We start from the raw sequence: 12,635 nt of genomic DNA, 5'->3' as shown, positions 1-12,635 counted from the left end.
AGGTATCAACGGAAGCTGGAAGAATGCTACATACCAGCTTTTCAGCATTTGTCTGGGGTTTTTGCGAAGGTTTTCCTGCATCACACCCGGGTGGGGCATATTGAGGATAATCAGGTTTTTGATCAGTTCCGGATGCTGCTGCGCGAGTGTCCATGCTACGCCTCCGCCCCAGTCGTGCCCGGCTATTATAACCGGGCACGTGGAGAGGGCGGTAATCAATGCGGCAATATCAGCAACCAGGTTGTTCAATGCGTAATCCTGGATTGCAACAGGTTTTTTGCTCAGATTGTAACCCCGCTGATCGGGGACAATCACGTGATACCCGTGTCCTGCAAAAAACTCCGCCTGTTTCTGCCAGCTTTCGCTGAACTCGGGAAAACCGTGCAGAAACACGATCATCTCGCCGGCAGGCGGACCCATATGTCCGACATGCAACATCAGCCCGTTGACATAATGGTACTGGTACCTGAACTTAACCTGTGCCGTACTTTGCATCTTAATACCTGAAAACAGCTGCGATAGCGCCTTCGGCGGGCATTTCTTCCCGGTCCAGCACATACACTTCGCCACCGGTCTGAATGGTTTTGATCAGCGCCATATCGAGCAGGTCCTGCGCATCTTCGCCTTCCTGTAACTTCAATACATTATTGGCTTCGTCGAAAGTACCCCAGATGTGCTCCGCTTTTTGTACAAAAATGTGCGAAACCCTTCCGTAATAAGCACCCGGAATAACTTCGTTCGGACTCGATGAAGTCAGCTCGGTCGCCGACTGGTTGGCGTAGATCGTCAGTGCTTTTTCAAGCGGCTGTCTGAAATACGGCAACATTACTTCTTTCGCCTTTTCGTACAAGGCATGCGTTTCATCGTGTTCGTGGCTGCCCGTCAGTGATTCGCTGCAAACATTGTGGTAGTCGCACACCGAGCGGTAGATCGGGATCAGGTACTCCACGCCTGCGAGCAGCAGCGGCACATTCTCGGTATTGAAAATCTGCTTATACAGGATATCGTCCACATGCTCGAAATAGGTAGCGATATTCGCTTTCTCGTCGGGGTTACCGCCGCCCATTCCATGGAAATTGGCACCGCCTCCGGAGCTGTTTGCCACGCGCACCGTGCTCGCATCCTTTTCCGAAATGCGTTTCACCTCCATCATATCCTCCGGCAGATCCTCAACCGGCACATACTGCATTCCGAATGCATCTGCTTTGAAAAGCTTGCATTTCGCCTTGCTGATCACCAGCAGGTAGAAATATGCCTTGGAAGCCATAATCGGGATCAGGGGAGAAACGTAAAATGTTTTCTCGCACATGACCTCGCTCTGAGGCGCTACGGGCATTTTAATGTATTTGAAATAACCTTCCGAAATAAACACCGCAAGCCCGTTATCCATACTGGCCCAGAAAGCATCGTCTTTCAGGAGCTCATAGCCCGGCGTCAGCATCTGCTCGATCGCGGCTACGGGGATTTCTTTCTCGGCAAATCTTTTGGCAAGGTCCTGCAATGTATTTTTAAATACGATCGCATCCTTTTTCTCATTGATAGCCGCTCCCGCTTTGTGGGTAGGGATGTATACAGTTGCGCAGCAGGAAGAAGTGTAGTTGCCAGCTCGATAAACAGTTCTTTGCTGAGTACCTGCGGCAATTCTTCCGGTTCTACATCCACATTCTCGGCCATCGCGATATCTGCTGTTTTGTCGCTCTCGGGCTTGTTTTCTTTGCCTTTGAAGGAGTTTTCACCTTTTGAGGTATTTCTGTTCGGATGGCGGACGGGTATGGACGGATCAAGGGTCAGGTCGTCTTCGACATACTGATCATCCAGTTCGAGAAATTCTTCGAGCTTGTCAGCCGGTGCATTGGATACACCCAATCCTTCTACCTTATTAATTGCTGATGGTTTTCCTTTCGGCGGATGAAATCCGCCTGACTGATCTTTTCCCATAATTTAAACTGATTTGGTACTGAAACTTAATTTACACGGTGGGTATGTTCGAAAGCATCTCTTTCTGCTCCCTGCGGGGAACGGGAGGTCATTAATCCGGCTGCGGTTTCAAACAGACCCAGTAGCAGATGGGGAAGGTAAACCTCGTCTGCGAAGCCGAGGATCCACGGAGAAGCCGCCAGGAATAAACCGGTAACCACGTCGACATTCAGGTGAACCGACATGGGAATGCTTCTCACCATTCCTCCCTCATAATCTGTAAAAAGCGACATCAGGATCGACATCGCGCCAACGGCCACCAGGGTCCAGGTAGCCGGCAATACTTCTTCAAAACCGGCTATCCAGGGCATTGCGATAAACAATGCACTTGTGAGATAGTCGATTTTGCTGTGGAACTTTGTGCTGATCATTCTCATAATGGTTCCTGTTTATAGTTTGTTGATGATTTGCAAGATTTTTCCGCCTGGTAAAAATTATGCCACAAACTATTTGAAACCATTGAGGTCAAAAACACGCAGGTTAACTCCGTTTATTCAGGTTGCATCATAAAACGGATGCGTACGAGGGTACCTTTGCCAGACTGACTTTCGATATCCATGGAAGCTTTCATCAGCTCGCAAAGCTTTTTGACGATAAACAACCCCAACCCCTCACTTTCCTTAGGCTTCCCTTTGTCGGCCTTGCCGGCTGGCGGCTCCTGCATCATCTGCGGTTCCTGGTGACTGGCGCTGGTAAGTGTGTTGGGTTTAAGCTGTTCGGCCAGCAATGCAGCCGGGCTGTTTGCTGCAAATCCGGGCCCTGTATCCTGTATACTCAGGCTCCATCGTAACGGGTTTTCGAGCGTCCAGGTAACATACACACTGCCGTCGCGCGTGTATTTCAATGCATTGTAAAGCAGATTGATCAGTATCCGCTGCACTTTCACGCGGTCGCCTGTTACTTCCAGCTTTTCAGGACCGTCGCCCTGCAATAACAGCTTGTTGTGTTTCGCGAGTGGCTGGGCAGTTTCCAGTGTTTCTTTCACGAGTTTCGCCACATCAAACCGCTGCATATCCAGCGCATCCTGGCCCGCTTCGATCCGCGCATAATCCGTCAGTTGCAAAAGCATTTCCCTGATAGACGACAGGTTACGGTTGAGCATATCCATCAGCTCTGTCCGCTCTTTTTCCGTTTTGGGATATTCGAGCAGTTGAGAGGCTACTGTCATAATGCTGAAACTGGTCCGCAGGTCGTGGGAGCTTTGCCGGAGATGTTCCCCGCGCTTTTCGCCAAGCTGATGCAGCTGGTCCAATGCAAACTGCAGACTGCGCGCGCGCTCGGCCGCATCATTCTGCAGGAGCTGGTGATAGTATAGCAGGCTGCCTCGGTTTGCCTCCCCGTACATCCTGAATACCTGCTGCTGAACCAGGAGCAGTGACTTGGTGCCCAGTTTCCCGGAGGAAGTTTCAAAAGCTTCTACTTCGTCCAGGATCGTTTTAAAAAGATGCTCCATTTCCGAAATCAATTCGGGAAGCGAGTAGCCCGACTGCCAGCGGTGCAGCCCGTGTTCACTGGCTACGGTAGCAGGGTCGAGCTTTAAAGGTTCGTTCCTAAGTCTGAGAAACAGCAGTGTGATCAGCAATGGTACCTGATCATTAAATTCTTCCCATGAGAAGCTGCTTTTGCTGCTCATTGTATCATCGGCCTCGCAGGCATTCCGCCAGTTGGCCAGTATGGTTTCAAGTCTTGCCTGCAGGTAGTCTACCAGCTCGTGGATCGGAGCCTCCGTATCTGGATTTTTTTTGCCCATAAAGTTTCATTGAAGATTCAGAATTACTCAGATCCAGCTACTAATTCTATTCCAGTTATACGGATAGGGTAGCTGATTAGGAGTACTTGTATTATTTTCTGGATATATGGCACAATTTTTACTCAAAAGCGTGCCTGCATTTTCATCCGCACCTCAGTGTGCTTTCACTTATGTAAAAACCAATCTACAATCAACAACTATGCGCTGTTCTACCCTGATTTATTTCTCAATCTTCTTTCTTGGTTCGCTGGGGCAGGTTTTTGCCCAGGACAGGACCGTCACCGGGCTTGTACAGACCGCTACCGGGGAGATACTCCCGGGAGCGACTGTCATCATTACCGGGACCAACACAGCCACTATCACCGATGCGGATGGTAAGTTTTCCATTGCGGCCCAAACCGGGCAGACACTGCGGGTTTCCTTTATAGGCTATCTTGCTTCGGAGGTACCGGTAACCGAGCAAACTACCTACACGATCCAACTGGCAGAAGACGCCCAGAACCTGGAAGAGTTTGTCGTAATCGGTTATCAGTCAGTGAGGCGAACCGATCTTACCGGGGCTACGGGGATCATTGATGCCCAAAACACCAACAAACGCGTTGCGCGCTCCGTACCCGAAGCTTTGCAGGGAATGACGCCCGGCGTAGCGGTACGCAATGGCGGCGCGCCCGGGCAGGAAGCGGTGGTGAATATACGAGGGCTGAGTACCCTTTTCGGAAATGCGAGTCCGCTGTATGTAATCGACGGAATGTTTGCCGATGCGAATGTTACCGTGAACCCGAATGACGTGGAAACAATCCAGGTTTTGAAGGATGCTTCTGCGGCGGCAATCTACGGGTCACGCGCTGCAAACGGGGTAATTATTATTACCACTAAAAAGGGAAAAGAAGGAGCGCTGCAAGTGACTGGTTCAGTTCGCATAGGCCTTTCCACAATTCCAAAACGGTGGGATATGATGAATGCACAGGAATATGTGGAAACCAATACACGCGCCTACCAGGCAGCAGGCTATGCATTGCAGCCCGCCGTGGCCAATTATAACGGGGCAGTTAATACCAACTGGGCCGATGAGCTCCTGCAGACAGGCAGCATCCAGGATTATAACGTGAGCTTATCAGGCGGGGGAAAGGATAGTAAATACCTGATCTCGGGGGGCTATTTTTCCGATAAAGGCGTACTCAAGGCGCGTGATTTTAAACGCGGCTCCCTGCGGATCAACACTGAGGCGAAGCGCAACAATTTTACTTTTGGTGAAAACCTGATGGTTTCAAGCACTGAACGCAATGCACCATTCCAGGGCGGGTTTGCAGAGGGAAATGCATGGTACGATATGTGGACCAGCCTGCCGATTATTCCGGTGAAAAGCCCTGATCTGGTCAGCACTTCCAATCCGGGTGGCTGGGGCTACGGTTCATTCAATGCGCGGTCGTTTTCAAGAAATCAGGCGGCGATTAATGACATTACCCAGTCCGGTGCCAATTTCTTCAAGGTGCTCGGAAATGCGTTTATCGATTACAAGATCCTGAAAGGTGTGAGCTACCGTTTCAATGCCGGGCTGGAAACAAGCTTTGATAAGACGACCAACCTGAGAAGAGAAGGTTTGTGGTACTGGAACCAGTCGCCCGAATTCAGCAACATCGGACAAACGCGCGCGCAGTTTCTGAGTTATCTTTTTGAACATACCGTCAACTTCAATTTTACATTCAATAAACATAATCTGAATGGGGTAGTGGGGTACACCCAGCAAACAATCCGCAACGATGATGTAGGCGGACGCAGGCTGCAACTGGGCTTTTACGGCGGTGAATACTTCACAACGATCAACTCGGCCAGCGGCGGCATGACGGCTACGGGTACACGCTCGCAGACGCTGATCAACTCCGCGCTTGGCAGGCTCAACTACAACTATGCAGAAAAATATTACCTGACCTTCACATTCCGGGCCGATAAAGACTCCCGCTTTTCGCCTGCCCACCGCACCGGCTATTTTCCGTCTGCGGCAGCTTCCTGGAAGATCAGTAATGAGGAATTTTTTAAATCGGATATCATTGATGAGCTGAAACTGAGGGGCTCTTATGGTGTGCTCGGCTCTGCCAACCTGAGCAACTATCAGTTTACGGGCTTTTTGAACCAGGCACCACGTGCAGTATTCGGGTCCGGGCAAACTGAATTCCCCGGCGCTACCCAGGCGAGACTGGTTTATGAAGATATCAAATGGGAACAAAAGGCAACTACCAACATTGGTGCGGACCTTACCTTGTTCAATAACAAGCTTTCCGTAACCGTAGACGCATTCCGTTCGGTGGCCAAGGATGTGCTGCTGTCCCTGCCGCTGCCGCTTTACATTGGCAACCTGCAGGGTGATCCGCTGGTGAATATCGGGTCCATTGAAAATAAAGGTATTGAGTTTGATTTCACCTATCGGCAAACATCCGGTCCATTCACATGGAGTGTGGCGCCGAATTTCAGCATTATCCGCAACAAAGTGCTCGAACTCGGCAACCTCGGTGTGGATGAGGAAACCGGGCAACCCAGAAATTACATTCAGTCGGGTAACACGCGTTCACAGGTGGGCCGCTCGATCGGTGAATACTACCTGATCCAAACAGACGGGTTGTTCCAGAGCGATGAGGAAGTACAGGCGCACCGCGCACAGGCTGCTTATGCCAAACCGGGCGATATCCGCTATGTAAACCGGGTCGACCAGGGTACCAACGATGATATCAACGACCGCGACCGGACCTTTGCTGGCAGTCCGTGGCCCAAGCTCACTTCCGGGCTGATCCTGAACGGAACCTGGTCGGGTTTGTCGCTGAACATTCAGTTTTACGGGGCTTTCGGGCAGAAAATATATAATGATGTGAGAAGGGATATTGACGGAATGGGGTACTCCAACTACCGTCGCGGTATCAACCCCTGGACTCCTGAAAACACCGGTACTGACTTCCCGAGACTGGGCGTATCCTATGCAACCGGCGCCGCAGGCGACCCTGCTTCTGCTGATCGCGGCATTGTTTCCAATGTACGGGCGAATACAGACCGCTGGCTGGAAAACGGCTCTTATTTAAGGTTAAGGAATGTGGAGCTGGGCTATTCGATCCCTGAAAGTTTGTCCGGAAAATTGCGGGTAAGCAATGCAAGAGTGTACGTGAGTGCGCAGAACCTGCTGACTTTCACCAAATACACCGGACTTGATCCTGACGTAGTGGGCGCCAATTTCAACCTCGAACCGGGGGTTGATGTGGGCGGATATCCCGCTTCACGAATCATTTCTTTCGGCCTGAACCTGGGTTTCTGATATCCGGCCATTTATCTCAATATACATCGACATGAAAAAGATATTTTTGCTTACCTCATTCATTCTGATCGTTGCCAGTGCGTGTAACCGCGACTTTGATCAACCTAATCCAAATAATCCGACTATCGCCTCTTTCTGGAAAAGCGAAGGCGATGCGGTTAAGGGGATCAATGCAGTGTACAGTACGTTCCACCGCTCGGCTGCCTTGTATTCACGCTTCCTGTTCTACCACGGAATGCTCCGGTCGGACGAAGGTTACGGCTCGGGCGGCGACATTACGCTGAACAACGTTATGAGTTTCAACCAGACCAATTACAACGAAGGTCTGACTGCCGGAACCTGGCAGAACTTGTTCATAGGTGTTTTTCGTGCCAATCAGGTGCTGGCTTATGTGCCGGCAATTGAAATGGACGAAGCTTTAAAGAACCGTATTCTCGGGGAAGCGAAATTTCTGCGTGGTTTGTTTTACTTCAACCTGGTGCTGTATTACGGCAGGCCGCCTATTATCCTGTCGCCTTCTGCACCAACTGACCGTCCTTCCAATGCAACCAATGCAGAAGCCTGGGCGCAGGTGGAGCGGGACCTTACCGAAGCTGCGCCGGCATTGCCGCTGCGCTACACAGGCGACGATCTCGGTCGTGCAACCCGGGGAGCGGCAATGGGCCTGCTAGGGAAAGCTTATCTGCAGCAGAACAAGTACCAGGAAGCAGTCAATGCACTTGCCTGGTTTATTACGGGTGAAGGAAAGGGACTGTACACGCTGGTAGCGAATTATCAGGACAATTTCATGGCTTCAACGGAGAACAACAGCGAGTCTGTTTTTGAAATCCAGTTCAGGTTTAACCCCAATGAGAACACCGACGACGATGTGGACGAAACGCGCATTAATAATACGGGTACCTCCATTGCGCAGTTCTATGCGCCCCGCGGCGTAGGCTTCTCCGATGGAGGGGCAAGACGCTGGCTGGTAGGTGAATTTGAAAAAGAGAATACAGCCCTCGGCACCCGTGACCCGAGACTGGCAGCGACGTTGCTGTTTGATTCTACCGATGTACGCGGGCCACAATTTACGATGGTTTACGGGCAAACATTTGCTTCCCGCTATGGTACTTCGGGTGGTGAAAGCAGCGCGGTATGGTTTAGAAAACAGTTGAATGACAATGAAGCGGGTCGGACCGAAGAGGGTTTTCGCTCACCAAATAACCACCGGCTGCTGCGCTATGCGGATATTCTGCTGATGTACGCGGAGGCATTGAATGGGACCGGGCAAACAGCGCAGGCTTATACCTATGTAGATATGGTGCGTGTACGCGCAGGATTAAGGCCGCTGAACCGGGCTGCGGGCTGGAACCAGGCACAGTTTCTCGGACAGATCAAGCACGAGCGCATTACCGAGCTTACCGGCGAGGGCTGGCGCTTTGCGGACCTGCAAAGATGGGGCGAGCTCGGCCCTCAGCTTGCTGTACGAGATCCGGAATTTACCAACTTCGTAAAGGGCCGGAACGAGTGGTATCCCATTCCCCAGTCTGATATTGACCTTAATCCGAACCTGACACAAAATCCTGGTTACTAGGGTAAACTGCTTTTTAAAAAACAATCAACATCAAACGCAATGGTACCTGGTAACCAACCTGGTACCATTGTTTTTGGATATAAATGCATTAACTATCAACACTAACTATGAACAACCTTTTCAGATCCGCGCGCAATTTTCTGGCTAGCTGGTGCTTGCTGGTGTTGTTCCTCGATGCTTCCTGCAAAAAAGAAGCGAAGAGCCCGGCGCCGGTAAACCCTGGGCCCGGCACAAAACCCGCCGCGACATTTACAAACCCGCTGCTGAATGCGGCACCCGATCCCTGGGTTTTTCAAAAAGACACTACCTACTATTACCTGCACACATTGGGTAACCGCATCCAGATCTGGAAAACGGGGAAAATGAGCCGGTTAAAAGACGCAACGCCTGTTACCGTCTTCAATGCACCGGCTTCGGGCGGCAACTCACGGGATATATGGGCACCTGAACTGTTCTTTCTGAACGGGAAATGGTACATCTATTACACCGGCTCGGATGGAAACGACCGCGAGCACCGGATGTGGGTACTTGAAAATGAAAGTCCTGACCCCACCCAAGGTACCTGGACGAACAAAGGTAAACTGACTACCCAGCCGGCAGACCTCTGGTCCATCGACGCGACTGTTTTTCAGCAGGATACTTCACTTTTTCTGATATGGTCGGGCCGGCCATTTGTCGGGGGAAACACAGACCTCACGCAAAACCTTTACATATCCAGAATGAGCAATCCTTACACACTCACCGGGCCGACCGTTCAGATAGCGACACCGCAAAACGAGTGGGAGCGCCGCGGCTTTCCGGTCAATGAAGGTCCGGAAATACTGCGTAACCCCGCAGGCCAAGTGTATCTCGCTTACTCAGGCAGCTACTGCGGTGATGACCGCTACTCCATTGGGTTGATCAGCCTGAAAGAGAAAGCCGATCCGGTAAGCGCTGCCAGCTGGACCAAAATAGCCGCGCCGTTTTTCACCGGCCAAGCTTCGTCGAATGCATTCGGTGTAGGGCACAACGGATTTTTCAAGTCCAGGGATGGGAAAGAAGACTGGATCATTTACCACGCCAACTCGGCCGCAGGACAAGGTTGCGGCGACGCCAGGAATGTGAGAATGCAAAAATTCACGTGGACAGCAGACGGTTTGCCAAGCTTTGGAGAACCAGTTGCAACCGGACAAGCAATTTCGGTACCTTCCGGTGAGTAACCGTTGTTATATTTGAGGTTATAAACAGTATTCACAACTAAGCCATTTATGAAGAAACTGACACTTGGTCTGCTATTGCTTTCACTGGTACAGCTTGTACATGCACAACGCGCGGTGGTACGCGGCGATTTTGCCGATCCTTCCATTATCCAGGTGGGAGATACTTATTATGCTGCTGCGACCAGCTCCAACTGGGCGCCCGCTTTTCCTATCATGAAATCGAAAGATCTCAAAAACTGGCGGCAGACAGGCTCCATTTTCCCTGATCTTACTTCCTGGGCGGACTTTTACTATTGGGCGCCAGAGCTCAGCTACGAAGACGGCAGGGTATATGTGTATTACACTGCCCACAAAAAAGGTGGTAACCTGTGCGTCGGTGTTGCCAGTGCTTATTCACCGGAAGGTCCCTTCAAAGACCACGGCCCGCTGGTATGTCAGGAAGTGGGTTCGATCGACGGGTTTCCCATGCGCGATGAAAATGGCAAGCTGCACCTGATCTGGAAGGAAGACGGGAACAGCGTAGGAAAACCAACGCCGATCTGGATCCAGGAAATCAATGCAGAACGCACTGCATTAGTCGGGGAGAAGAAGGAGCTGTTCAGGAACGATACACCCTGGGAAGCAAACCTCGTGGAAGGGGTTTCGGTGATCAAAAACAATGGATACTTCTACGCGATATATGCGGCGGCAGGCTGCTGCGGGCCAGGCTGTACTTATGCAACGGGCGTAGCGCGGTCCAAACACCTGATGGGGCCGTGGGAGAAATTTCCCGGTAACCCGATCCTCACAGCGCAGGGTGACTGGATGTGCCCCGGTCACGGCACTGCTGTCCGGTACAATGATAAAAACTACTTTATGTACCACGCCTATGACAAGGCATCCAACAAATACACAGGTCGCCAGGCACTGATCCGCGGGTTTGAATTTACAGCCGACAACTGGCTTCGCTTTACAGATGAATTCCTGGAACCGACCGGAAAAGTGGGTGCTTACATGGTAACTGAAAATTTTGACCAAAATAATCTCGGTTTACAATGGAGCTGGTCTGTTTTTAATAAGCCGGAAATTGAAATGAAAAACGGAAAACTGGGCATTCAGATCAGCGATGACCGTGAAGCTTTCATCGCCCGCAGGATACACAGCCGCAGCTACGAAGCTACGGTGGAAATCGTTCCGGGTAAAAGTGTGAATGCAGGAGTTGCATTGATCGGGGACGACAAGAATATGATCTATGCAGCAGCGAAGCAGGATAGCATTGGCATAACTCTTGTTAAGGGCGGGGCGAAAAGCAGTTTGGGCAAATTCCCCATTGCTGCCGCACGCAAAAACGTATTCCTGAAAATGACGGTGAACAATAACACGGATATCCTTTTTTCATACAGTTTGAATGGAAAGGATTTTAAGGCTTTGAAAATCGACAGTCCCGACATCACTTACCTGCCGCCTTGGGACCGTGCAGTAAGGGCGGGGATTGTGGCCAAAGGGATAGAAGGAGATGTTGCTGTTGTTGAGGGGTTTGTATTTAAAAGTTTGTAATACGCGATCGTTTAACAATTCAATTAAATAGTTTACTCATGCAAAAAATAGGGCTATTTTCTCAGTATGATCCGGATGCACTGATCCTGAATACCAGGAAGGAAGTTCAAGATCAGGTGGGCCAGTGGCCGGAAGAATATCTGTCTTCCGAAAAACTCGGAGAGCACGTGGATGCGCTGAAACAAAGGCACGAAATGTTTCTCCCCGATATTGATTTCGCAAACGGGCGGGCAGTTATGACTGAACGCATTTACCCGCTCTCGGTGTACCAGCCCGGCTCCAAGCCTGATGTGAAAGTGCGGGTGAATGTGTTGATCTACAAATACCCGTTTAAGGCACAAACCTACCTGCTGGGTTGCCGGCCGCGGGTACCTGTGCCGGATTGCGAAGGCGAATGGTATGCAGACCAGATCAACCAGGAGATTTACCTCGAATACCCGCAATACGATAAACGTCCGAAAAAGACAATCATAGCGCATCACAATTACATTGCCCAGCTGCAACCCTGCTACGTGGCTTTGCAGGAAGAAGCCCGGCGGTTCAATGCAGAACTGAATAGCATGATAGAAGAGGCTGTGCAACAGCGCAGGAGCGACATTGATCACAGGAAACGCCTGCTGTCGATGCTCAACTAAGACTAATTTTACCTACCACTTCACAATAATCGAAAAATGGAAAACAAAAATCACACGGACGCAGTACCTGAGAACAGGAGCGGTGACGAGGTGAATACCGAGACCGTTAAAGCGTGCACGAACGCTGCCGAGGCTGCAGCGCTTTACCATACAGCCAGGGGCAGGTTGCTGGATGTAAACAACTGGCACCGCATTTCGGGAGAACACCTGGCGCATTTTATGCTCGCCGATACCGCAGGTAACCCGGTAGCCGGGCCGGTGGAACAAGGTTCGATGATCAGGATTGACATTCCGGGGCCAGGTACCCAGGAAGGCGACGGATATGACTGGGTCGTTGTGGAAGAAATCGAAGAGAAAACATCGGAGCATGTGGAATCTGTGGCAGTCCGGGTGCGGCCGGCTTCTGATCCTACCTCAGCTGCGGAGGAAACTGCGCACTTTTACGCGCCCAAAGCTACCAGCACATTTACGGTGTCCAGAAATCATCTGACGATATCCGCCGGCGTGTACGACCGCAATCTTGCACCCAACCAGGAAGCAGACGGGTTGTTCGACAAGATCAGGAATGCGATTGTCGGATTTATGGGTGAAAAAGCTTTGTCGGCAGTGCAATGGAAAGCCTTTACAGACGGTCTGCTGGACAGCTAGGATATACTTATTTTGATTT

Annotated in this window: 11 protein-coding genes; 6 read left to right on the top strand and 5 right to left on the bottom strand. The window is 50.9% G+C overall.

Annotated elements, in window-relative coordinates; translation table 11 throughout:
• The 5 genes from ACTIE6_RS05075 to ACTIE6_RS05055 form a co-directional block, all read right to left on the bottom strand.
• On the bottom strand, positions 1-495 hold a 495-nt coding region (locus ACTIE6_RS05075), incomplete at its 3' end, for an alpha/beta fold hydrolase (RefSeq protein WP_439555594.1).
• 1 nt (position 496) lies between these two features.
• Positions 497-1,501, bottom strand: coding sequence for a baeRF7 domain-containing protein (locus ACTIE6_RS05070; protein ID WP_439555593.1), 1,005 nt, complete (start codon positions 1,499-1,501; stop codon positions 497-499).
• Complete coding sequence (locus ACTIE6_RS05065; protein WP_439555592.1) at positions 1,456-1,938, bottom strand: hypothetical protein; 483 nt, start codon at positions 1,936-1,938, stop codon at positions 1,456-1,458. The genes ACTIE6_RS05070 and ACTIE6_RS05065 overlap by 46 nt, the downstream gene beginning before the upstream one ends.
• A gap of 26 nt (positions 1,939-1,964) precedes the next feature.
• Positions 1,965-2,354 (bottom strand): SPW repeat domain-containing protein, encoded by a 390-nt coding sequence (locus ACTIE6_RS05060; protein ID WP_439555591.1) that lies wholly within the window; start codon positions 2,352-2,354, stop codon positions 1,965-1,967.
• Between the two features lie 113 nt (positions 2,355-2,467).
• Complete coding sequence (locus tag ACTIE6_RS05055; protein WP_439555590.1) at positions 2,468-3,727, bottom strand: sensor histidine kinase; 1,260 nt, start codon at positions 3,725-3,727, stop codon at positions 2,468-2,470.
• A gap of 199 nt (positions 3,728-3,926) precedes the next feature.
• Here ACTIE6_RS05055 and ACTIE6_RS05050 point away from each other — a divergent pair, with 199 nt between their 5' ends.
• The 6 genes from ACTIE6_RS05050 (at position 3,927) to ACTIE6_RS05025 (ending at position 12,616) form a co-directional block, all read left to right on the top strand.
• The gene (locus ACTIE6_RS05050) at positions 3,927-7,025 is read left to right on the top strand and encodes a SusC/RagA family TonB-linked outer membrane protein (protein ID WP_439555589.1); all 3,099 of its coding nucleotides are present in this window, start codon (positions 3,927-3,929) and stop codon (positions 7,023-7,025) included.
• A gap of 31 nt (positions 7,026-7,056) precedes the next feature.
• Entirely contained in the window at positions 7,057-8,598 is a 1,542-nt protein-coding gene (locus ACTIE6_RS05045) for a RagB/SusD family nutrient uptake outer membrane protein (RefSeq protein WP_439555588.1), read from the top strand.
• A gap of 107 nt (positions 8,599-8,705) precedes the next feature.
• Complete coding sequence (locus tag ACTIE6_RS05040; RefSeq protein ID WP_439555587.1) at positions 8,706-9,797, top strand: glycoside hydrolase family 43 protein; 1,092 nt, start codon at positions 8,706-8,708, stop codon at positions 9,795-9,797.
• A 48-nt stretch (positions 9,798-9,845) separates the two neighbouring features.
• A complete protein-coding gene (locus ACTIE6_RS05035; RefSeq protein WP_439555586.1) occupies positions 9,846-11,333 on the top strand; it encodes a family 43 glycosylhydrolase in 1,488 nt (495 codons plus the stop codon).
• Positions 11,334-11,371: 38 nt separating this feature from the next.
• On the top strand, positions 11,372-11,968 hold the full coding sequence (locus ACTIE6_RS05030) for a hypothetical protein (RefSeq protein WP_439555585.1): 597 nt from the start codon (positions 11,372-11,374) through the stop codon (positions 11,966-11,968).
• Positions 11,969-12,004: 36 nt separating this feature from the next.
• The gene (locus ACTIE6_RS05025; RefSeq protein WP_439555584.1) at positions 12,005-12,616 is read left to right on the top strand and encodes a hypothetical protein; all 612 of its coding nucleotides are present in this window, start codon (positions 12,005-12,007) and stop codon (positions 12,614-12,616) included.
• Positions 12,617-12,635 lie beyond the last annotated feature (19 nt).

It is taken from the genome of Dyadobacter sp. (genome assembly GCF_051859145.1).
Taxonomy (GTDB): domain Bacteria; phylum Bacteroidota; class Bacteroidia; order Cytophagales; family Spirosomataceae; genus Dyadobacter.
Note: the sequence above shows the minus strand (reverse complement) of the source record. Positions and strands in the feature narration are given on the sequence as shown.